The sequence below is a fragment of the Streptomyces sp. NPDC096105 genome (assembly GCF_044763335.1).
Lineage (GTDB): Bacteria > Actinomycetota > Actinomycetes > Streptomycetales > Streptomycetaceae > Streptomyces.
Map to the genome: position 1 here is coordinate 166,551 of NZ_JBIWGC010000008.1, position 22,270 is coordinate 188,820.

The 22,270-nt window shown below is 75.1% G+C and carries 12 protein-coding genes; 6 read left to right on the forward strand and 6 right to left on the reverse strand.

Going from position 1 to position 22,270, the window contains the following annotated elements:
* Nucleotides 1-85: 85 nt before the first annotated feature.
* A complete protein-coding gene (locus ACIQ8B_RS15835) occupies nucleotides 86-1,186 on the reverse strand; it encodes a glycerate kinase (protein ID WP_290006498.1) in 1,101 nt (366 codons plus the stop codon).
* Nucleotides 1,187-1,383: 197 nt separating this feature from the next.
* Between ACIQ8B_RS15835 and ACIQ8B_RS15840 the strand changes: the two genes are divergently transcribed.
* The 3 genes from ACIQ8B_RS15840 to ACIQ8B_RS15850 all read left to right on the forward strand — a co-directional run bounded on the left by ACIQ8B_RS15840 (nucleotide 1,384) and on the right by ACIQ8B_RS15850 (nucleotide 3,884).
* On the forward strand, nucleotides 1,384-2,466 hold the full coding sequence (locus ACIQ8B_RS15840) for an ADP-ribosylglycohydrolase family protein (RefSeq protein ID WP_403547320.1): 1,083 nt from the start codon (nucleotides 1,384-1,386) through the stop codon (nucleotides 2,464-2,466).
* Nucleotides 2,467-2,602: 136 nt separating this feature from the next.
* The gene (locus tag ACIQ8B_RS15845; protein ID WP_403547322.1) at nucleotides 2,603-3,106 is read left to right on the forward strand and encodes an NUDIX domain-containing protein; all 504 of its coding nucleotides are present in this window, start codon (nucleotides 2,603-2,605) and stop codon (nucleotides 3,104-3,106) included.
* Between the two features lie 52 nt (nucleotides 3,107-3,158).
* Nucleotides 3,159-3,884 (forward strand): SIR2 family NAD-dependent protein deacylase, encoded by a 726-nt coding sequence (locus tag ACIQ8B_RS15850; RefSeq protein WP_403547324.1) that lies wholly within the window; start codon nucleotides 3,159-3,161, stop codon nucleotides 3,882-3,884.
* Here ACIQ8B_RS15850 and ACIQ8B_RS15855 read toward each other — a convergent pair.
* From ACIQ8B_RS15855 to ACIQ8B_RS15870, 4 genes are all read right to left on the reverse strand, one after another.
* Nucleotides 3,881-4,369 (reverse strand): methylated-DNA--[protein]-cysteine S-methyltransferase, encoded by a 489-nt coding sequence (locus ACIQ8B_RS15855; RefSeq protein ID WP_403547326.1) that lies wholly within the window; start codon nucleotides 4,367-4,369, stop codon nucleotides 3,881-3,883. The genes ACIQ8B_RS15850 and ACIQ8B_RS15855 overlap by 4 nt on opposite strands.
* 23 nt (nucleotides 4,370-4,392) lie before the next feature.
* The gene (locus tag ACIQ8B_RS15860) at nucleotides 4,393-5,898 is read right to left on the reverse strand and encodes an AlkA N-terminal domain-containing protein (protein ID WP_403547463.1); all 1,506 of its coding nucleotides are present in this window, start codon (nucleotides 5,896-5,898) and stop codon (nucleotides 4,393-4,395) included.
* A 122-nt stretch (nucleotides 5,899-6,020) separates the two neighbouring features.
* On the reverse strand, nucleotides 6,021-6,890 hold the full coding sequence (locus ACIQ8B_RS15865) for a DUF72 domain-containing protein (RefSeq protein ID WP_290006331.1): 870 nt from the start codon (nucleotides 6,888-6,890) through the stop codon (nucleotides 6,021-6,023).
* Between the two features lie 39 nt (nucleotides 6,891-6,929).
* Nucleotides 6,930-10,850: a glycoside hydrolase family 2 TIM barrel-domain containing protein gene (locus ACIQ8B_RS15870; RefSeq protein ID WP_403547328.1), complete on the reverse strand. Its 3,921-nt coding sequence runs from the start codon at nucleotides 10,848-10,850 to the stop codon at nucleotides 6,930-6,932.
* A gap of 862 nt (nucleotides 10,851-11,712) precedes the next feature.
* Between ACIQ8B_RS15870 and ACIQ8B_RS15875 the strand changes: the two genes are divergently transcribed.
* The 3 genes from ACIQ8B_RS15875 (at nucleotide 11,713) to ACIQ8B_RS15885 (ending at nucleotide 21,245) form a co-directional block, all read left to right on the forward strand.
* On the forward strand, nucleotides 11,713-12,774 hold the full coding sequence (locus ACIQ8B_RS15875) for an SDR family oxidoreductase (protein ID WP_290006335.1): 1,062 nt from the start codon (nucleotides 11,713-11,715) through the stop codon (nucleotides 12,772-12,774).
* A 56-nt stretch (nucleotides 12,775-12,830) separates the two neighbouring features.
* Nucleotides 12,831-20,354 carry an SDR family NAD(P)-dependent oxidoreductase gene (locus tag ACIQ8B_RS15880; protein WP_403547330.1) on the forward strand — a complete coding sequence of 2,508 codons (7,524 nt, stop codon included), beginning with the start codon at nucleotides 12,831-12,833 and terminating at the stop codon, nucleotides 20,352-20,354.
* A gap of 168 nt (nucleotides 20,355-20,522) precedes the next feature.
* Nucleotides 20,523-21,245, forward strand: coding sequence for a thioesterase II family protein (locus tag ACIQ8B_RS15885; protein WP_403547332.1), 723 nt, complete (start codon nucleotides 20,523-20,525; stop codon nucleotides 21,243-21,245).
* A 74-nt stretch (nucleotides 21,246-21,319) separates the two neighbouring features.
* Here ACIQ8B_RS15885 and ACIQ8B_RS15890 read toward each other — a convergent pair whose 3' ends face one another.
* A complete protein-coding gene (locus tag ACIQ8B_RS15890; protein ID WP_403547334.1) occupies nucleotides 21,320-22,261 on the reverse strand; it encodes an acyl-ACP desaturase in 942 nt (313 codons plus the stop codon).
* Nucleotides 22,262-22,270: the final 9 nt, after the last annotated feature.

Below are 22,270 nucleotides of genomic sequence, written 5' to 3' on the forward strand. Positions count from 1 at the left end.
AGGGCGAGGCCCGCCAGTGCCGATGCGGGGAGCCGGAGGCGGAGCCCCCGGGACGGGGAGGGCGAGGGCGGGGGGCGAGGACGCCTCAGGTGAGGTGATCGCGGGCGATCCGCTCGCCCGTGCGCTCCAGAAGCGCTCCCGCCTCGGCGACGCACACCGCCACGTCCGGCTCCAGGTCCGTCAGGGCGTACGCACGCCGGATACCGGCCTCGCCCAACACCTCGGCCGGCAAGGCCAGCCGCCCGCACACCGCGACCACGTCCTTCCCCGCCGCCCGCGCAGCCGCGGCGACCCCCGCCGGCGCCTTCCCGTGCAGCGTCTGCGCGTCCAGCGACCCCTCCCCCGTGATCACCAGATCCGCCCGCTCCAGCGCGGAAGCGAACCCCAGCACGTCCAGCATCACCTCGATACCGGGACGGAACCGCGCCCCCACCAGCAACGCCCCGAACCCGAGGCCCCCCGCCGCCCCCGCCCCCGGCGACGCCGCCGGCGCGGAAGCGTCCAGCACCTTCACGAAGTGCCCCAGCGCCGCGTCCAGCCGCTCCACGTCCCCCGGCGAGGCGCCCTTCTGCGGCCCGTACACCGCCGCCGCGCCCTTCGGCCCGGTCAACGGATTGTCGACGTCGCTCGCGAGCACGAACTCCACCGACCGAAGCCGCGGGTCCAGCCCGGACAGATCCGCGGTCGCCACCTCCGCGAGCGCCGCGCCCCCCGGCCCCACCGGATCCCCCGACGCCGTCAGGAACCGCGCGCCCAGCGCCGTCAGCATCCCGGCCCCGCCGTCGGTCGTCGCGCTGCCGCCGACGCCGAACACGATGCTCCGCGCCCCCGCGTCCAGCGCGGCCCGCAGCAGCTCCCCGGAGCCGTACGTCGACGCGGTGAGCGGCGCGAGGACCCCCTCCGGCAGCCGCTGCAGCCCGCTGGCCTCCGCCATCTCGACGACGGCGGTGCCGTCCCGCAGCGCGTAGGCCGCGGTCACCTCGTCGCCGAGGGGTCCGGTGACCCGCACCTCGTGCCGTGCGAACCCGGCCGCCACGGCCGCCGCGACGGTGCCGTCGCCGCCGTCGGCCACCGGCAGCGCCTCGACCTCGAGGTCCGCCCGGACCCGGCGCAGCCCCGCGGTGACCCGCTCGGCGACCTCCACGGCCGTCAGCGACCCCTTGAACTTGTCCGCGGCGACCAGCACCCGCTGTGCCGACGGCGCCGTACACGTACCTCTTCCTGCAGCGTCCGCCACTTGCCTTCCCCTCGCTCATCGGGCCCCGCGCCCGTGCCGGGGCCTGTCGCGCCGCTGCGACCCTAACCGCCGGGCGCCGGGCCCGTCATGCCCCGACCGGCCCGTGGACCGGCACACAACCGTCCGGAAACGGGTAGACCGGTCCCATGACCGCCACGACCGACGTGACCCACGGAGCCGGGCTCGCCGACCGCGTCCTCGGCGGCTGGCTGGGCCGGATCGCCGGCAACATGCTCGGCAAGCCGGTGGAGCAGGGCGAGGTGTGGACGCGGGACCGCATCGACCGCTACCTGCGGGCGACGGACGCGCTGCCGCTCACCGACTACCTGCCCGGCCCGCCGACGGAGGACGACGCACGGGCGCTGCGCCCGGAGTGGCGGGCTTGCGTGCGCGGCCGGGTGCACGGCAGCTGCCGGGACGACGACGTCGACTACGCGATCCTCGGCCTGCACCTGCTGGAGACGCACGGCTTCGGCTTCAGCACCGAGCAGGTCGGCGACCTGTGGCTGCTGCGGCTGCCGTACCTGCAGACCTTCACCGCCGAGCGGGCGGCGTACCGGAACCTCGCCAACGGTCTGCGGCCGCCGCTGACGGCGACGTACGAGAACCCGTACCAGGAGTGGATCGGCGCGCTGATCCGCGCCGACGTGCACGGCTGGACCTCGCCGGGCGCCCCGCGCCGGGCCGCCGCGCTGGCCCGCAAGGACGCGGTGCTGTCCCACACGGGCAACGGGGTGTACGGCGCGATGTGGGCGGCGGCGCTGGTCGCGGCGGCGTTCACGGCGCGGACGGCGCGGCGGGCGGTGGACGAGGCGCTGACGGTGGTCCCGGCGAGCAGCCGGCTGGCGCGCACGGTGCGCCGGGTGACGTCGCTGCACGAGAGCGGGCTGCCGTGGGAGGACACGCTCACCACGCTGGAGGAGGAGACGGCGGGCTTCGGCTGGATCCACACGGTCCCGAACGCGGCCGTGATCACCGCCGGTCTGCTGTACGGCGACGGCGACTTCTCGCGGAGCGTCGCGCTGACGGTGCGGGGTGGTCTGGACACGGACTCCAACGGCGCGACGGCCGGTTCGGTGGCGGGCGTGATGTGCGGGGCCGCGGCCGTGCCGGACCAGTGGAAGGAGCCGCTTCAGGACACGGTGCGCAGCGCGGTCTTCGGGTTCGACGGGGTGCGGATCAGCGAGCTGGCGGAGCGGACGCTGCGGCTGGCGCAGGCGGAGACCTGAGCCCGTGGCGCCGCCGGCCGTGCTCCGGCGCGTGCGCCCGCCGTGTCGATCTTGGGACGGCGTGTGCTGCCGTGCGCCCGGGCGGGCGGACCGCGACCGTCCCGGCGGGGCCCGCGACGGCCGTTACCCTTCCCGCATGACCACCACGCAGGACACCCAGGACTTCGCCGCCTACATCGCCTCCCTCCCCCGTGTCCTCGCCGGGGCCGCCGCCCTCTTCCGCGACGCGCGGGGGCGGGTGCTGCTCGTCGAGCCGAACTACCGGGAGGGATGGGCGCTGCCCGGCGGAACGATCGAGTCGGACGACGGGGAGAGCCCGCGCGACGGGGCGCGGCGGGAGACGGCCGAGGAGATCGGCCTGGACCGGCCGCTGGGGCGCCTCCTGGCGGTGGACTGGGTGCGGACGCCGGGCGTCCCGCCGCTGGTGGCGTACCTGTACGACGGCGGTGTGCTCGGCGAGGACGAGCTGAGGGCGATCCGGCTGCAGGAGGAGGAGCTGCTGTCGTGGCGGCTGGTGGAGCGCGAGGAGATCACCTCGCACCTCCCCGGCTCCCTGGGCCGCCGGGTCCTCGCCGCGCTGGACGTGCTCGCGGACGGTTCGGGCACGGCGGAGCTGGAGGACGGCCGCCGGGTGCACTGACCCGGCAGGAATGCGCTCGCCGGACGTGCCGCGTCCGCCCTACCCTCGTGGCATGAGCAAGCCCCTCGTCGCCCTCCTGACCGGAGCCGGTGTGAGCACGGACTCCGGCATCCCCGACTACCGCGGGCCGGCCGGACTGTGGCGCCGCGACCCGGACGCCGAGAAGCTCGTGACATACGCGTACTACATGGGCGACCCGGAGATCCGCCGCCGGTCGTGGCGGATGCGGCAGGAGACCTTCGCCGCGCTGCCCGAGCCGAACGCCGCCCACCGCGCGGTCGCCGAGCTGGCGCGGTCCGGGGTGGCCGTGCGGGTGATCACCCAGAACGTGGACGGCCTGCACCAGCTCGGCGGCATGCCGGACCGCAAGGTGCTGGAGCTCCACGGCACGGCGCGCAGCGTCGTCTGCACCACGTGCCGGGCGCGGATGCCGATGGAGGACGCCCTGGCCCGCCTGCCGGCCGGCGAGGACGACCCGCCCTGCACGGACTGCGGCGGCATCCTCAAGCCGGCGACGGTGATGTTCGGCGAGGCGCTGGACCCGGCGGTGCTCGGCGAGGCGGTGGCGATCGCGAAGGCCTGCACGCTGTTCCTCGCCGTCGGCACCAGCCTCCAGGTCCACCCCGCGGCGGGCCTCGCCCAGGTGGCCGTCGACCACGGCGCCCGCCTGATCGTCGTCAACGCGGAACCGACGCCGTACGACGCCCTGGCGGACGAGGTCGTACGGGAACCGATCGGCACGTCGCTGCCGGCGCTGCTGCGGCGGATCGCCGCCTAGAACAGGGCCGTCCCGCGTTCGAAGTCCAGCAGGCGCCGCTTGCGGTCCAGGCCGCCGCCGTAGCCGGTGAGACTGCCTGTGGAGCCGACGACCCGGTGGCACGGGACGATGATGCCGACCGGGTTGCGGCCGTTCGCGAGGCCGACCGCGCGGGAGGCCTTGGGGTTGCCGAGGACGCCGGCGAGCTGGCCGTAGGTGCGGGTCTCGCCGTAGGGGATGCGCGTCAGCTGCTCCCACACCCGGCGCTGGAACGGGGTGCCGTGCAGGCGCAGTGGGACGGTGAACTCCTTGAGCTCACCCGCGAAGTAGGCGGCGAGCTGCTCCTTGGTCTCGGCGAAGGCGGAGGGCGCGTCGTCGGGGACGCCGAAGGTCTCCTCCGCCGGGCGGTGCCGCTGGTCGGTCATGTAGAGGCCGCACAGCACGCCGTCGTCGGCGACGAGGGTCAGGGGACCGTAGGGGCTGTCGGTGACGGTGTGCTGTCTCATCGGAGGGGAGTCCTCGGGGTGCGTCAGGCCGGAAGGAAGTTGACGGGGTGGTCGTCGGTCGCCCAGAGGTACTGGACCGCGTAGGCACGCCAGGGGCGCCAGGCGGCGGCGCGGGCGGTGAGGGCGGCCGGGGTGGAGGGGAGACCGAGGGCGCGGGCGGCGCGCCGGACGCCGAGGTCGGTGGGGAGGAAGGCGTCGGGGTCGCCGAGGGCGCGCATGGCGATGACGTCGGCCGTCCAGGGGCCGAAGCCGGGGAGGGCGAGGAGCGCGGCGCCGGTCTCGGCCCGGTCGCTGTCGGGGCCCAGGCGGAGATCGCCGTCCGCGAGCCGGCGGACCAGGGTGGTGAGGGTGGTGCGGCGGGTGCGGGGCATGGCGAGGGTGTCCGGGTCGAGCGCGGCCAGCTCCCCGGGCGTCGGGAAGAGGTGGGTGAGGCCGCCCTCGGGGTCGTCGACCGGGGTGCCGTGCGCGGTGACCAGGCGGGCCGCGTGGGTGCGCGCGGCGGCCGTGGACACCTGCTGTCCGAGGACCGCGCGGACGGCGAACTCCGCCTCGTCGACCGTGCGCGGCACCCGGCGGCCGGGTGCCTTGTCGACCAGGGGCGCGAGCACCGGGTCGGCCCGCAGCTGCTCGTCGACGGCGACCGGGTCGGCGTCGAGGTCGAGCAGGCGGCGGCAGCGGCTGATGGCGACGGTCAGGTCCCGGGGGTCGCTCAGGGCGAGCCGGCAGGCGATGTGGTCGGGGCGTGGGGCCAGCGCCACGATGCCGTGTCCGTACGGGAGCCGCAGCGTGCGCCGGTAGGAGCCGATGGGGGCACCGCCCACGCCTTGAGGGCTGTGGGGGAGCCACTCCTCCACGCCCGGTACGGCGGTGGCGGCGAGGTGGCCGAAGAGGTTGTCGGGGTTGAGCGGGGCGCGGAACGGCAGGCGCAGGGTGAGTGTGCCCGGGGTGTCGCGGGCAGAGGCGTCCCGCGGGGTCCGGGCGCGCAGTTCGCCGGGGGTGAGCGCGTACACCTCGCGCACGGTGTCGTTGAAGGCGCGGACGGAGGAGAAGCCGGCCGCGAAGGCGACGTCCGCCATCGACAGGTCCGTCGTCTCGACGAGCGTCCGCGCGGTCTGCGCGCGCTGGGCCCGGGCCAGGGCGAGGGGTCCCGCGCCCAGCTCGGCGAACAGCTGGCGTTCGATCTGCCGGGTGCTGTAGCCGAGGCGGGCGGCGAGTCCGGGGACGCCCTCGCGGTCGACGACGCCGTCGGCGATCAGCCGCATGGCGCGGGCGGTGAGGTCGGCCCGCCGGTTCCACTCCGGGGAGCCGGGGCTGGTGTCGGGGCGGCAGCGTTTGCAGGCGCGGAACCCGGCCCGCTGGCAGGCTGCCGCGCTCGGGTGGAACACCATGTTCTCCGGCTTCGGCGGGACCACGGGGCAGCTGGGCCGGCAGTAGATGCCGGTGGTCAGGACGGCGGTGTAGAACCAGCCGTCGAACCGCGCGTCCTTCGACCGCACGGCGCGCACGCAGCGCTCGGTGTCGGTGTACATCCCCTGATGCATGTCTCAAGGATCGGGCATCGGGGCGCGGCCGGTCTGGCGGATTTCCGACATGCACGTCGCGGGTGGGTGCGGCTCACCGGGTGGGTGCGGCTCACCGGGCAGGTGACGGCTCACCGGGCAGGTGACGTCAGAAGCTCCCGCATCGTCTCCGCCGCCCGCACCGCCGCGTCCCCGCAGCAGTTGTTGAACAGGACGTGGAGTTCGTCCGTCTGCCGTGCCGCGCGGCGCAGGCGCGGGACCCAGGCGGCCAGTTCGGTGACGTCGTAGTCGTGGCGGAAGCGGTCCTCCTTGCTGCCCCTCCCCCACGCGCCGCTGCGGCCGTGGAACCGTACGACCGCCAGGGCGGGGCGGGTGACCGGGACCACGGGCGGCAGGGAGGCGGTGAGGCCCTGCGCCATGTCGGTGCCGACCGCCGTCATGTCCAGGGAGGCCAGCAGCTCCCGCGTCTCCTCGGCGCGTTCGGGGTGCCACCAGGACGGGTGGCGGAACTCGACGGCGAGCGGCCACCCCTCGGTGCGTTGCGCGCAGTCCTCCAGGACCCGTTCGGCCGGGGCGCCGGGGGTGAACCAGGGCGGGAACTGGAACAGCACGGCGCCCAGGCGTCCGGCCGTGCGCAGCGGGCCGATCGCCTCCGCGAAGCGGCCCCACACCTCGTCCAGCAGGGCGGGGTCCGCCGGTCCGCGTGCGGGCGCCCGGCCGCGCAGGTCGGCCGGGAGCGCCTCGGGGCGGGTGGGGTGCCCGGTCAGCAGGGAGAACGCCTTCACGTCGAAGCGGAAGCCGTCCGGGGTGCGCTCCACCCACAGTTCGCTGTTGCGGCGGCGCGGCAGCGCGTAGTAGCCGGAGTCCACTTCGACGACGGGCAATCGCTCGGCGTAATGCCGCAGCCGCCCTTCGGCGTCGCGCCGTCCGCGCGGATACCAGCCGCTCGTCACGAGCTGGCGGTCCGTCCAGGAGCAGGCGCCGACCAGGATGTCACCCATGGGAGCCCGGTTACCCCGGGCTCCCGTGAGTGTGCCCTGTTACTCGGTGGCCGTGGGCCGGCGGGAGAGGGCGAGTGCCCGGTCCGGGCCGGTGAGCGGGCGCAGCCGGTAGGTGTAGGCGTAGTCACGGTCCGCGAAGAGCTTGAACTCGTCGTGAGTGTGCGCGCCCCAGCTGTCGTCGCCGCCCACGCCCATCTGCCGGTGGTTGACCCGCAGGACCACCGCGTCGCGGGGGGTGAGCTGGTAGTCGTGCCGGACCCCCGCCGACAGGTCCTCCGGGGTGAAGTGCGAGGCGTTGATCTCCACGAGGGGTTCGCCCGTCACCAGCAGCCCGCGCCCCCTGCGGTCGGTGAGGGCGGCCCAGCGGACGCCGGTCTTGTTGCCGTTCTCCTGCGGGCGGATGTACGGCGTCCACTGCTCGGCCACGGTCGAGGAGTAACGGCCCACGTCGGTTCCGGTGTTGCGGTCCCAGTGGTTCTCCTCGGGGCCGCGCCCGTAGTAGTGCAGCCGGTCCAGGCGGCGGGGCAGGAACAGCAGCGTGCCCACCTCGGGGAGGTACGGCAGGCTCGCGGCGCCCGGGTGGAGGGTGTGGTCCACCTTGATCTCGCCGTTGCCGAAGACGGTGTACGTGGTGGAGTACGCGGACTCCACCGTGGTGGGAAGGGTGCCGGTGACGCGGATCTCGACGGCGCGGTCGCCGAGCGGCCGTACGGTGACGTCGGTGACCGTACGGCGGGCGCCCGCGTCGCGCCAGGTCCGGTTGCGCAGGTGCTGGCCGTTGCCCCGGTCGTTGTCGGTGGGGGCGCGCCAGAAGTTGGGCGCCGGTCCGGAGGTGAGCAGACGCGTACCGTCCGCCTCGTAGTCGGTGAGGAGGCCGGTGCGGCGGTCGACGGTGACCGAGAAGCCCTCGCCCGTGATGCGGACCTCGCGGTCGTTCGCCTCGTGCCGCAGGGCGGGGACGCGGGACAGGGGTACGGGCGCGACCGCGGGGGTGTCCGTGTCGAGCGGGAGCTGGTGCCGGGCCACCTCGAAGCCGGCCTCGGCCCAGGGCGTGCGCTGCCGGGTGGTGAAGGACAGCTGGAGGAAGAACTCCGTGCCCGGAGCCGGGTCCCGGGGCAGGCGCACGGGCAGCTCGACGCGCTTCTCGGAGAGCGGCTCCACGTCCAGCTGGTCCCGGGTGAGCCGTCCGCCGCCGATCACCTCACCGTCCGCGACGAGTTCCCAACGGCCCTCGAATTCACGGACGCCGGTGAACAGGTACTCGTTGGTGAGGGTGACGGCGCCCGGTCCGCCGCCGGGGGTGCGGACGGCGCCGATGGCCTGGTGGACGCGTTTGATCTCGGCCGCCTTGCCCCCGAGTCCGCGGTCGGCGGTGACGATGCCGTCCGCCACGAACGCACCGTCGTTGGGGTTGTCGCCCCAGTCACCGCCGTACGCGAGGAAGGTCCTGGCCTCCGGGCGTTTCCGCTCGGTCCTCACGGTGGCGGCGTCGAACCAGAAGCGCACGCCGTCGTCGCCGGGGCCCCGGTCCTCGGAGGCCAGTTCGGCGGCGGTGAGGGCGCGGGCGTAGACGCGGGCGCGGCGGATCGTGCCGTCGAACTCCCGGGTCTGGTCGTCCGCGTCGGAGGCGAGGGACAGCGGGGCGGTGTTGCCGGTCGGCCGGCGGTCGGTGGCGCGGGTGGCGCGGACCGCGCCGTCGACGTGCAGGGTGAGGGTGCCGGCGTCGGCGTCGAACACGCCCGCGACATGGTGCTCTCTGCCGCTCCAGTCGTCCGGCACGGGCCAGTTGACGGCGATCCACTGGCCGTCGGAGTGGATGAAGAACTCCACCCTGCGGTCGGTCTGTTTGAGCGCGTACTGGGTGTCGCCCTTGGCGACGATCGGCTGGTGGTAGCCGGGCACGCCGGGGGTGAACCACGCCTCCAGGGTGAGGGAACCGGTGAGGTCGAGGCTGTCGTGGCGTTCGAAGACGGTGATGCCGGACAGGCCCTGGTCCCGGTCGAGGCGGCCGCGCGTGGCGAGGATCTCGCCGCGCAGCGCGGCAGGCCCCGACTCGGTGAGCAGGACGCGCTCGGGGACGGGGGTGCGGAGGGACTGGTCGGCGAAGTCCCAGATCCAGCCGCCCTGGAGGACGTCGTGCCGGCGCACGACGTCCCAGTACTTCTTGAAGTTGCCGTTGGAGTTCCCCATCGCGTGGGAGTACTCGATCATCACGTACGGCCGGGTGTCGGCGGTGTCCCGGGCGCGCTGCTCGACGCGGCCGGGGCTCTCGTACATCCGGGAGCGGATGTCGCTGATGCCGGGCCGGTCGTCGCCCTCGTACTGGATGACGCGGGTGGGGTCGTACGAGCGGATCCAGTCGTGCATGGCGGTGAAGGTGCTGCCGCCGCCGGCCTCGTTGCCGAGCGACCAGATGACCACCGAGGGGTGGTTCTTGTCGCGGTGGACCATGTTCTGCGCGCGGGCGACGCACGCGGCGGTCCAGTCGGGGTGGTCGCCCGGGTAGCGGTCGCGGATGCCGTGGGTCTCGAGGTTGGTCTCGTCGACGAGGTAGAGGCCGTACTCGTCGGCGAGTTCGTACCAGAGCGGGTGGTCCGGGTAGTGCGAGGTGCGGACGGAGTTCATGTTCAGCCGCTTGACGATCGTGATGTCCCGGACCATGTCCTCGCGGGTGAGGGCGGTGCCGCGGGCCGGGTGCATCTCGTGGCGGTTGGTGCCGCGGAAGGACACGGGGCGGCCGTTGATCCGCATCAGCCCGTCCTTGAGCGCGAACTCGCGGATGCCCACCCGGTGGGAGAGGGTCTCGACGACCGTGCCGGACGGGTCGCGGAGCTGGAGGACGGCCGTGTAGAGGTACGGGTCCTCCGCCGACCACAGCCGCGGGTCGGGCACGGCCCGGGACGCCCGCACGGTGACGTCCCGGCCGGGGCCGGCGCCGGTGAGGTCGGCGGTCCGCCGCAGCGGCCGCGACCACACGGCGTGTCCGCGCGTGTCGTACAACTGCGTCTCGACGGTGTACCGGCCGCCGCCCGCGTCGTCGCCGTACGCCCGCACGTGCGCGGTGACGTCCAGTCGGGCGGCGCTGCAGGTGTCGTTCAGCGGCGTCTCCAGCTTGAAGTCGCGCAGGTGCACGGGCGGGGTGGAGTACAGGTGGACCGAGCGGAAGATGCCGCTCAGCCGGATCATGTCCTGGTCCTCCAGCCAGTCGCCGTCGGCGTAGCGGTACACCTCGACCGCGATCTGGTTGGTGCCGGGACGGAGGCGGTCGGTGACGTCGTACTCGGAGGGCGTGTAGGAGTCCTCGTCGTAGCCGACGAGTTCGCCGTTGATCCACACGTAGTGCGCGGACTTCACGCCCTCGAAGTGGAGGAAGACGCGGCGGCCGCGCCACCCGCGCGGGACGGTGAAGGTGCGGCGGTACTGGCCCACCGGGTTGTAGCGGGTCGGTGCGGCGGGCGGCTGGGGCTCCTCGCCGCGGCCGTTGGGGCCCCAGTAGGGGTAGGTGATGTTCAGGTAGATCGGGAAGTCGTATCCGTGCAGCTGCCACACCGACGGGACGGGGACGGTGTCCCAGTCGCGGTCGTCGGTGTCGGTGCGGTGGAAGTCGGGGTCGCGGTCCTCGGGCCGGTCCGCGTAGGCGAACTTCCAGGCGCCGTCGAGGTCGAGGCGGTACGGCGAGCGGGTGCGGTCGGCGGCGAGCGCCTGCGGCACGTCGGCGTACGGCATGAGGGTGGTGTGCGGGGGTTCGGTGCCGAGCCGGAAGACGCCGAAGTCGTTCCACTCCGGGGGGCCGTCGACGGGCGCGGGGCGCGGGCCGGCCGCGTGCGCGGCGCGGTACGGGGCGGACAGGGCGAGGGCGCCGAGCACGGCGGCGCCGGACTCCAGGAGACGGCGGCGGCTGACCACCGGCCGGACGGGGCGGGCGGGACCTGCGGCGGGAGACACGTGCGGATGCGGCATGACCGTGGCCTTCCTCGGTGCGACAGGGCACTGCGCGGACTGAGGGCGCGCCGGATCCCCCGGCGGCGCGGCGTCACGGCGGCGACGTCACGTCGGAGGAGAACCACGACGGGTGGTGACGGTGCGACTACGGGGCCCGTCACACCCTAGACGAATGAGCCCGATGTTCTCAGTGGTCGTAGGCGATCAGGGACCGTCCGTCCTCGGCGCCGGTGGTCCGGTCGTGCCAGATGCCGGCGGTCCCCCCTGGACAGGGACGGCGCCCCACGGCCTCCCCTCCCTCACGCGGTCACGGAGCACCGGGCCGAACGACCGACCCGGAAGCGGGCGGACCGGGCACCACCGTCCTGCGGCCCGGCGTCCTGGGCACCGGCCGGCCGGCGGTCGCGTGCGGCACGGAGACCTCCTCGGGCCGCGCCGGCCGGGGGAAGGACGGAACGGCACGGGTCATACCCGAGGGCGGCCGGCCGCGGGGGCGGTGCGAGGGCCCCGGTCCGCGGAGGCAGCCGACGGCGATGACCCGAAGGAGTGAGGGGAAAGGGCGGCGTGTGGACGGCGCGTCCCGCTGGACGGCCGCCCAACGGGACGCAGGGCCCCGGCCGGCGGCTGCCCGTCCCCGGTGAACCGGCGGCCCTCCGGGGGACGCGCCCCCGGTGGCGGCGCCTGCCGGCCAGTGGCCCCGGGGTCGCCCCGAAGAGTGAACGTCCCCTGACCGCGTCACCGTGCGCGGTGATTCGGCTACTGTCCGACGCGTGATCCGTGCGATGCCCCCCGCTGCACCCCGTCCGCGTCCGGCCCGGGCGCGGACGATCGCGTCCGGCCCCGTCACCGGCCGGCCGGACGCCGGTGCCCAGGGGCGTATGTGCTGACCGCGGTCACCGGTGCCACCGGCTTCCTCGGTCTGCACCTGGTACGGGAGTTGCTGGCGCGTCGGCAACGGCTGCTGCTGCTCGCCCGCCCGCATCCGCTGCCGGCGCCCGTGCGCGTGGAGCGGTTCCTGCGAGCGTGCGGCGCGGACGCGGAGGAACTGCGGACGGCGCGCACGCACCTGCAGACGCTGCAGATCACGCTGGAGGACGGCTTCCTGGGGCTGGGCCGGGAGCGCTTCCAGCGGCTGGCGGACCGCGTCGGCGCCCTGTGGCACTGTGCGGGCGACATCTCCTTCGGCGCGTCCCTCCAGCAGGCGCGGCGGACCAACGTCGACGGGACCCGGCACGTGCTGCGGCTGCTGACGGCCGGGGAACGGGAGCCCCTGCTGTGCCACGTCAGCACGGTCGCCGTGGCGGGGGCCCGTCCCGACGGGATCGTCGAGGAGAAGGAGCTGGACGCCCCCTTCGGTTTCAACACTCCCTACGAGCAGTCGAAGTTCGAGGCCGAGGGCCTCGTCCACCGCTGGGTCCGCGAACACGGCGGCCGGGCCCTGGTCTTCCGCCCCAGCTGCCTGGCCACCCACCGCCCCGCGCACCCCGACCGCCCCCGCCACCCCCTTCAGGTGCTCGCGAGGCAGGTCGGTGCCGTGCTCCGCCGGCACCCCGGACTCGTCAGGACACCCGGGCCGGTGCCCCTGCCGGTGCCCGCGGGCGCCGGCACCAATGTCCTGCCGGTCGAGCACGCCGCGTACGCGATGGCGGAGGCTGCCGCCCGGCACACCGGCGACCAGCCGCGCGTCTACCACGTCGTCAACCGCCGCAACCTCCCCATGACCGAGGTGATCGCGGCTCTCGGCGGTCACTTCGGCGTCCCCGTGGACACCACCTGGCGTTCCCTGCCGGGACCACAGGACGTGCGGCACACGCTTCCCGCGTACGCCTACTGGCTGTCGTTCTCCCGCACCTACGAGGACGCCCACCTGGCCCGGCTCGGACTCGCCTGTCCCGGCCGGCCCGTCGTCGACCGGGACTACGTCGCGGCGGCCCTGCACTGACCGGCGCCTCAGGGACCGCCGCCCCCTCCCCTCACCACGACCGCAAGGAGACCGTGTTGCGCACGCCGCCTTCCCCACGGCACGACATGCCCGTCGCCCTCGTCGGAGCCGCCTGCCGCCTGCCCGGCGGCATCACTTCACCGGACGAGTTGTGGGCGGCCCTGAGCGAGGGCCGGGACCTGGTCACCGAGGTGCCCCCGGACCGCTTCGACGCCTCCCGGTACCTCGACCGGAACCCCCACCGGCCCGGCAAGACCTACACCGTCGCCGGCGGATTCCTCCAGGACTACGACCGGTTCGACGCCGCCTACTTCGGCATCTCCCCGCGCGAGGCCGCCCGCATGGACCCGCAGCAGCGGCTGCTGCTGGAGATGGCGGTCGAGGCGCTGGACGACGCCGGGATGGACGCCGACCGGATCGCGGGGTCGGACACCGCCGTCTTCGTCGGCTGCGCCGGCTCGTCCGCCCTCGCGATGATGGGCGCCCTGCCGGACGAGACGGACGCCTACACGATGACCGGCGGGGCGAACTCCATCGTCGCCAACAGGCTGTCGCACGTCTTCGACCTGCGCGGCCCGAGCATGACCGTCGACACCGCCTGCTCGTCGGCCCTGACGGCGGTGCACCAGGCCTGCGAGGCGCTGCGCGCCGGCCGCAGCCGCATGGCGTTCGCGGGCGGCATCGGCCTGCTGCTCGACCCCCACCCCTACATCGGGTTCGCCAAGGCCTCGATGCTGTCCCCGACCGGCCGGTGCCGGGCCTTCTCCGCCGCCGCCGACGGCTTCGTACGGGCGGAGGGCGGCGGACTGGTCGTCCTCAAACCGCTCGGCGACGCCCTCGCCGACGGCGACCGGGTGCGCGCGGTGATCCGGGCCACCGGCGTCAGCAGTGACGGACGCACCCAGGGGATGGCCCTGCCCAGCAGCGAGGCACAGGAGGAACTGCTGCGCACGCTCTACCGGGACGCCGGAGTCTCTCCCGACGAACTGGTGTACTTCGAGGCGCACGGCACCGGCACGCAGGCCGGGGACCGCGCCGAGTGCCGGGCCGTGGGACAGGCGCTCGCCGCCGCCCGTACCCGGGGGCCGCTGCCCATCGGATCGGTCAAGAGCAACCTGGGGCACCTGGAGGCGGCCTCGGGCATGCCCGGCCTGCTGAAGGCGTGCCTGGTGCTGCGGCACCGGCACATCCCCGCCACCCTGCACGCCGAACCGCTCGCCACCGACATCGACTTCACCGGGCTCGGACTGGAACCGGCCGTCACCGCCAGGCCGGTGCCGCCCTGTGAGGGCCGTGGCGTGGTGGGGGTCGCCTCCGCCGGGTTCGGCGGGGCCAACGCCCACGTCCTGCTCGAAGCGCCGCCCGACCCCGTCCCGGCGGAGGGGGCCGTCGCCCGGCCGGAGGGCACGGCGCTGCCCGTGCTGGTCTCGGCCCACACCGAGGACGCCCTGACGACCGCCGTGCACCGGATGGCCGACCACCTGGAGACCGTCGGCGCGGACGCCTTCTACGACACCGCCTGGACCGCCTGCCGCCGACGGCGCCTCCACCCGCACCGCGCGGTGGTGCTGGCCCGCACCCCGGAGCAGGCCGCCGACCGGCTGCGGGAACGGGCGGCCTCCCCGGCCGTTCCGCCACCGCCCGTCACCGACCGGGCCACAAGCGGCAGGGTGGTGTTCGCCTTCTCCGGCAACGGGTCGCAGTGGCACGGCATGGGCGCCGGCCTCATGGCCGCGGTGCCCGCGTTCCGCGCCGCCGTGACGGAGGCCGACGCCGCCCTGACCCCGCTGCTCGGCTGGTCGGTGGCCCAGGAACTGGCCGCACCGGGCGCGCACTCCCGCATGGACCGCACGGAGATCGCGCAACCGGCCCTGTTCGCGCTCCAGTTGGGCCTCGTCGCCGCGCTGGCCGAACAGGGGGTGCGCCCGGACGTCGTCCTCGGGCACAGCGTCGGGGAGATCGCCGCCGCCCGCGTCGCCGGCGCGCTGGACCTGCCCGCCGCTGCCCGGGTGGTGGCCGAGCGCAGCCGGCTCCAGGGCACCACCGCCGGCAGCGGCCGGATGGCGGCGGTGGGCCTGCCGGAGCGGGAGGCCCGCGTCCTGCTCCTGCCGTACGGCGGGAAACTGGAGATCGCCGCCGTCAACAGCGTGCGCGACGTCACCGTCAGCGGCGACGAGGAGGCGCTGAAGGAGCTGGGCCACCACCTGGCCGACCGTGACGTCTTCTTCCGCCCGCTGGAACTGGACTACGCCTTCCACAGCCGGCTCATGGACCCGCTCGCCGAGCCCATGAAGGCGGCACTGGCCGACCTGCGCCCGGGCGCGCTGCGGCTGCCCTTCGCCTCCACCGTCACCGGCGGACTCCGGCACGGCCAGGAGGGCACCGGCCTGGACGCCGGGTACTGGTGGCGCAACCTGCGGCGCCCCGTGCTGTTCGCCGAAGCCGCCGCCGCGGCGCTGGAGGAGGGCTGCGGCGCACTCGTCGAGATCGGCCCGCACCCGGTGCTCGCGGCCTATCTGCGGCGGGCCGCCGGGACGGCACGGGTGCCGGCCGCGGTCCTGCCCACCCTGCGCCGCAGCCGGCCGGGCGCGGACGCGCTGGACGAGACCGTCGGCGGCGTTCTGGCCGCCGGGGCCGGGGACTGGACGGCGTTCTTCCCCGTGCCCGGAAAGGTCGTCGACCTGCCCCCGCACGCCTGGCGGCGCGAGCCCCACCCGATGCCGCCGGCCGCGACCTGGACCCGCACCTGCGGGGACGGCACCCTCGACCACCCCCTGCTCGGCGAACGGGCCGCCGCCCTGGAACCGGGCTGGCACCAGCGCCTCGACCCGGTCCGGCTGCCGTGGCTGGCCGACCACAAGGTGGGCGGCGCGGTGCTGATGCCGGCCGCCGGGTACGTCGAGGCGGCCCTGGCGGCCGGGAGCCGGGTCCTCGACGGGCCCGTCGAGGTCACCGCGCTGACCTTCCGGCCGCTCACCCTGCCCTGGAAGGACCCGGACATGAACGTCTGGCTGCACACCTCCCTGTCCGACGAGGACGGGGTGGTGCGCGTGGCGAGCCGGGCCGGCGGCCCCGGGCAGCCCTGGCGGCTCCACGCCCGCGGCCGGGTGCGACGCCTGCTCGGCCGGGCCCCCGAAGCCCTCGACGGCACGCCGCACCGGCAGTTCCCGCACGACGCCGGGGCGGACGAGGTGTACGACCGGGCCCGCCGCGGCGGCCTGGACTACGGACCCCGCTTCCGCGTGCTCGACCGCGTCCGCACCGACGGCCGCGAGGCGGTGGCCCACTACCGCGCCGACCACCTCGACACCGAGGGCTACCTGGCGCACCCCGCGATCCTCGACGGCGCCCTCCAGACCGGTGCCGTGCTGCTGGACGGCACGGAGGGTCTGACGTTCCTGCCCGCGGCCGTCGACACGGTCCGCGCCTGGCGGCCCCCGGCCGTCACCGGACACGTGCGGGTACGCGAGCGGTCCGCCACCGCCGCCGAGGTCGTCTGGGACGTCACCGTCCTCGACGAGGACGGCACGGTCTGCGTGGAGCTCCTCGGCTGTCGGCTGCGCCGCTTCGACACCGGGGCCGGGCCGGCGGTCGGCGAGTACGTCACCGAACTGCGCGCCGCCCCGCGCCCGGGCCACGCCGGCGCGGCGGTCCCGCCGCTCCGCCCGCGTGCCGACGGAGCGGCGTCCGCGACGTCGCCGGTCGTGGTCCTGTCCGAGTCCGAGGCGCGCCGGGGGCTGGCGGTCGTGGACGCGTTGAAGCGGATGACGGCGCATTTCGCGGTACGCGCCGTCGAGGAGATCCTGCCGGGCGGGGAGCGGTTCACCTGGGCCGGGCTGAGCGGTGCCGGGGTCCTGCCCGAGTACGAACCGCTGCTCGGCGTCCTGCTGGAGGTGGCCGAGGAGCACGGTCTTGTGGCGGGCGCGGACGCCTTCCGCTCCGGGTCCGCCTGCCGGATCCTCTCTCCGGGCCGTCCCGGGGAGACGGTGCGGTCCCTGGCGGCCGGGCCCTTGCGGCGCGGCCCGGAGCTGGCCGCGTACGGCATGTGCGGTCAGCGGCTTCCGGACATCCTGACGGGGCGCTGCGACCCATTGGAACTGCTGTTCTCCGAGTCCGGCCGGCACCTGACCGAGGAGCTGTACACCTCCTCGCTCCAGTCCGAGGCCGCCCACCGCGCCATCCGGTCCTGCGTGCGCGCCCTGGCCGAAGCATGGCCCGCCGACCGCCCGCTGCGTGTGCTGGAGGTCGGCGCCGGCACCGGCGCCACCACCCGGGTGGTGACGCCCCACCTGCCGCGCGGACGCACCCAGTACGTCTTCACCGACGTCTCGGAGTCCTTCTTCCCCCGGGCCCGGGCCCGGCTCGCCGCCCACGACTTCATCGAGTACCGGACGCTGGACCTCAACCGCGACCCGCGGGAGCAGGGCTGCGCGGAAGGGTCGTTCGACCTCGTCCTCGCCTCCAACGTCCTGCACGCCACCGAGGACGTCCGGGCCGCGCTGGGCGGACTGTCCTTCCTGCTCGCGGACGGCGGCCACCTGCTGGTGCAGGAGATGCACGACACCGCGGCCTGCGCCCTGGTGTTCGGGGTGCTGAAGAGCTTCTGGAACCGCACCGACCTCGCGGAACGCCCCCGCACCCCGCTGCTGCCGCAAGCACGCTGGCGTGAGCTGCTGCGGGAGACCGGATTCGGCGACGTGACGCACGCCGACGCCGGCGGCCGGCTGGCCCGGGTGGCCTCCGTGCTCAGCGCGCGGCGAGCCCACCGTCCCGGCGCCGTCGCGCCGCCTCCGCTGCCGCGGGCATCCGAGGGGTCCGCCTGGATCGTCGCCGCGGAGCCGGACTGCGACCTGGCGGCCGGACTGGCCGAGGCGCTGACCACGGCCGGCGGCACGGTCCGCCGCATCGGACCGGACGCCGCTGCCGGGACCTGGGCCGGTCTGCTGCCCGGCGGCGACCCGCAGGCGTCGACGGTCACCGTCGTCCTGGTCACCGACACCGACCCGGATGCCCCGACGCCCACCGCGCGGGAGGCCGTCGCCCGCTCCGCGCGGTACACGGCGGCGTTGCGGAACGCGTCAGCGCTGTTGTCCCGTCTGCCCCAGGCCCTCTCGCCCTCGCTGTGGCTGGTGGCCCCGGCCGACGGCGCCGCACCCGCGCCCGAGCCCGTGACCGTCCCCGCCGCCGCGGCCTGGGGCACGGCGCGCTCCCTCGCCAACGAACACGCCCGGATCACCGTGCGGCGACTCGCGGCGGACTACGGCAGCGGAGCGGACGCCGTGCGGCGGATCACGAACGAGCTGCTGGACCCGGGCGACGAGGACGAGATCGTCACCACGCGCCACGGCCGGTTCGTGACCCGTGTGACGGACCGCCCGGCCGTGCCCGAGGCGACCGCCCGGCCGCGGCCGGGCGCCTACGCCCTGCGCGTCCGGCGTCCCGGCCCCGCCTACGACCTGGTGTGGCGACCCGTACCGCCGCCCGCGCCGCCCGGCCCCGGCGAGGTGTCCATCGAGGTCCGTGCCGCCGGTCTGAACTACCGGGACGTCCTCCAGGCGCAGGCCGTGCTGCCGCCGCAGCCCGGCCCCGACGGCACCCGGGAACACCCCGTCGGCTACGAGTGCGCCGGGATCGTCACCGCCGTCGGTGAGCAGGTGTCCCGCGTGGCCCCCGGTGACCGGGTCTGGGCCGTCGCCCGCGGCGCGCTGTGCTCGCACCTGACCGTCGACGCACGGGCCGTGGGCCGCGTCCCGGACGACATGGACCTCACCGCGGCGGCCACCGTCCCGCTCGCCCACCTCACCGCCCAGTACGGCCTCGGTCACGTCGCCCGGCTGAGCCGGGGACAGACGGTCCTCGTGCACGCGGCCGCCGGCGGCGTCGGCCTCGCCGCCGTCCAGTACGCCCAGCGGGTCGGTGCCCGCGTCATCGCCACCGCCGGCACAGCGCACAAGAGGAACCTGCTGCGGCTGCTCGGCGTCGACCACGTCGCCGACTCGCGCACCCTCGACTTCGCCGAGCAGGTCCTCGACGCCACCGACGGACGCGGCGTGGACGTGGTCCTCAACTCCCTCAGCGGGGAGGCCGTCACCCGCAGCCTGGAACTCCTGAAGCCCGGCGGCCACTTCGTGGAACTCGGCAAACGGGACCTGCACGCCAACGAACGCCTGCTCCTGGGCCCGTTCCGACGTGCCCTGACCTTCTCCGCCGTCGACCTCAACGAGATGGTCCTGGAGAACCCGGAACAGGCCCGGCACCACGTCGACCTGCTGGCCGAAGGCGTCACCGCCGGCGATCTCCGGCCGGTTCCGCACTGGGCGCGGCCCGCCGCCGAGGCCGCGGAGGCGTTCCGGTTGCTCCAGCACTCGCACCACGTCGGCAAGCTCGTCCTGACCTTCGACCAGCCGCCGCCCCTCCTTCCGTGTCCCGTGCGCGGGCCGCTCGACCCGCAGGGCACCTATCTGGTGACCGGCGGGCTCAGCGGCTTCGGCGCGAGCACCGCGCGCTGGCTCGCCGAGCGCGGTGCCCGCCACCTCGCCCTGGTGGGGCGCCGGGGCGGACGGACCCCCGGCGCCGCGGAGATGCTGGAGGACCTGCGTGCCCAGGGCGTGCGGGCCACGGCGTACACCGCCGACGCGGCCGACATCGAGGCGATGCGCACCGTCTTCCAGGACGCCGACGACCGCGGACACCCGGTGCGCGGCGTCGTGCACGCCGCGATGCACCTGGACGACGCCCCCCTCGCCGCTTTGGACGACGCGCGCGTCGCGGCGGTCCTCACCCCGAAGATCGGCGGAGCGCTGGTCCTCGACGAGCTGACCCGCGGCAGGGAGACGGACCTGTTCGTCCTGTACTCCTCGGCCGCCGCGCTCATCGGCAACCCCCATCAGGCCCCGTACGCCGGCGCCAACCTCGCCCTGGAGGCACTCGTCCGGGCGCGCCGCCGGCGGGGGGAGACCGGGCTGGCCGTGCAGTGGGGCGGCATCGACGAGGTCGGCTACGTGGCGCGGCTGGACCTGAACGAAATGCTGGAGAGCAAGGGCATGGGGCTGCTGGCCCCCCGCGAGGCGCACGCGCGCCTGGGCCGGCTCCTCGCGGAGCCGGCCGAGGTCGTCGCCGTGGGCCGGATGACGTGGGACGCGCTGCGCTCGTTCTGCCCCGCGGCGGACGCCCCCCGTCTGAGCCCGGTCCTCGCGCCCGCGGAGCAGGTGGCCGGGCACAGCGGCGGCGACCTGCGCCGGCAACTGACCGCCCTGCCACCGCAGGAGGCTCGTCCCCTGGCGCTGAGGGCACTGGCGGAGCTGGCCGCCATCGTCCTGCAGACCACGCCGGAACGGGTGCCGGCTGAGCGGCCGCTGGGCGAACTGGGCATGGATTCGCTGATGGCGGCCGAACTCGCGGTCCTGGTGCAGCGCCACTTCGACTGTGAGATCCCCACCATCGAGGCGGTCGCCAACCCCACCCTGACCGCGCTGGCCGACCTGGTCCTCGGGCAGTACGCGTCCCGGGCCGTCGCCGCGGCCCTGCCGGCCCAGCAGACCGGCGCCCGGCAGGACGCCGCAGCCACCGCACGGCCGTGAGGAGTCCCCGGCGCCCGGGTCCGCCCCGCGGGCCCGGGCGCCGGGCGCACCGGACCGCTGTCCCCGCGGCGGTCCCCGCCCCCGTCAGAACGACCGGAAGGACCCTCCGAGGTGATCGCGTACGACGGCACGAAAACCACGGCCCCCTGCCCGTGGACCTCGGGTACCGTGCGACGCCCGGGCGCCGCGGCACGCCTGTACTGCCTGCCCTTCCTGGGCGGATCCGCCGACTTCTTCCTGCCGCTGGTGCGCGAACTGCCCGGCTGGGTGGAGCCGTGCCCCGTCGAACTGCCCGGCCACGGACGGCGCCTGCGGGAACCCGCCGTGCGTGACGTCCCGGAGCTGGCCCGGCTGCTGGCCGAGGTGGTCGACCGGGACGCGGCCGACCGCCCGTTCGCCTTCTTCGGTCACTGCAGCGGCGGACTCCTCGCCTTCGAGGCGGCGCGGCAGCTGCGGCGCCGGGCCCGTCCGCAGCCGGCGCTGCTCGCCGTCTCCGCCACGCACCCGCCTCACCAGTGGCATCTGATGACCGCCGGGCTGGGGGCACAGCCACTGCACCGTCTGGTGCCCCTGTTCCGGGAACTCACCGCGCGGCGCGCGCTGCACGTGTCCGGCGCGAACGCGGTGCTCAAGCGCGAGGTGAGTGTCTATCTGCGGTACCGGCACGAGGACGAGGCGCCGCTGGACTGTCCGATCAGTGTGTTCGGCGGACGCGAGGACACCCTCGTCCTGGTGGACGCCCTCGGCGCGTGGGCGGATCTGAGCCACGGCCGCGTCCGCGAGCGCATCTATCCCGGCCGGCACTTCTACGTCGACGGCCAGTGGCCCGACATCGCACGCAGTCTCACCCGGGACCTGCGGGAAGCGCTGGGCCCGTCCCGCGAGCCGTAGGCGCTGCCGTCGGACAGGGCCCGGGAGCACGCGGTCCGGGCCGGTGGAGGAGCGGACCGTGGTGCGGGGAGCGGTCACACCGTGGTGGCGCCGTCCAGGTTCATCCTCGCGAAGAGCGCGCGGAAGCGGGCCGCGTCCCTCCCCAGTTGCTCGAGGTGCAGACCGATGCGCTCGCGCGCGTGGTCGCCGACGGCGGTGAAGTCGGTGCGCTCCTCCACGCCCAGCGCGCGCAGCAGCGGCAGCAGCACGCGCTCGCGGTGGACGTCGAGGTCGTAGATGCCGGCTGCGGCGATGCGCAGCGACCGTTCCTGGAAGCCGGGCAGGGCGGCGCCGGGCATCCGGAAGTCGCAGATCACATCGGCCAGGGCGGTGACGGCGGCGTCCGGAGCGAGGTCCAGGGCGGCCCGGTAGAGGTCCCGGTAGAACAGCATGTGCAGGTTCTCGTCCGCGGCGATGCGAGCGGTCAGCTTCTCGCCGAGTGGGTCGCCGCACGCCCTGCCGGTGTTGCGATGGGCCTCCCGCGTGGCCATCTCCTGCACGGTGACGTAGGCCAGACCGTGCAGTACGTCGGGATGACGGCCGGCGTATCCGCGCGAGACGTGCTCCATGCGCTGCTCCTCCAGGAGCACCGGGTCGAGGGCGCGACGGGCGTGCAGGTAGCTGCGCAGCGCGTGGGCGTGCCGGTCCTCCTCCGCCGTCCACCGGTGCACCCAGGTGCCCCAGGCGCCGTCCCGGCCGAAGAGCGTCGCGATCACGAAGTGGTAGCTGGGGAGGTTGTCCTCCGTCAGCAGGCTGACGGTGAAGGAGTCCCGCACGGCCGCGGACATGACGGACTGGCCCTCCCGCCAGGGTTCGCCGTCCAGCGGGCCGTCGTAGTCGGTGGCCTCGCTCCAGGGGGTGTAGGCGTGCGGGAACCAGGGTCTGGCGGCATCGAGATGGCGGTCGAGCAGCCGTGCCACGACCGGTTCCAGGGACACAAGGACGCCGGTCGGCGCGAGAGCGGAATCATCGGACACAGGAGCCTC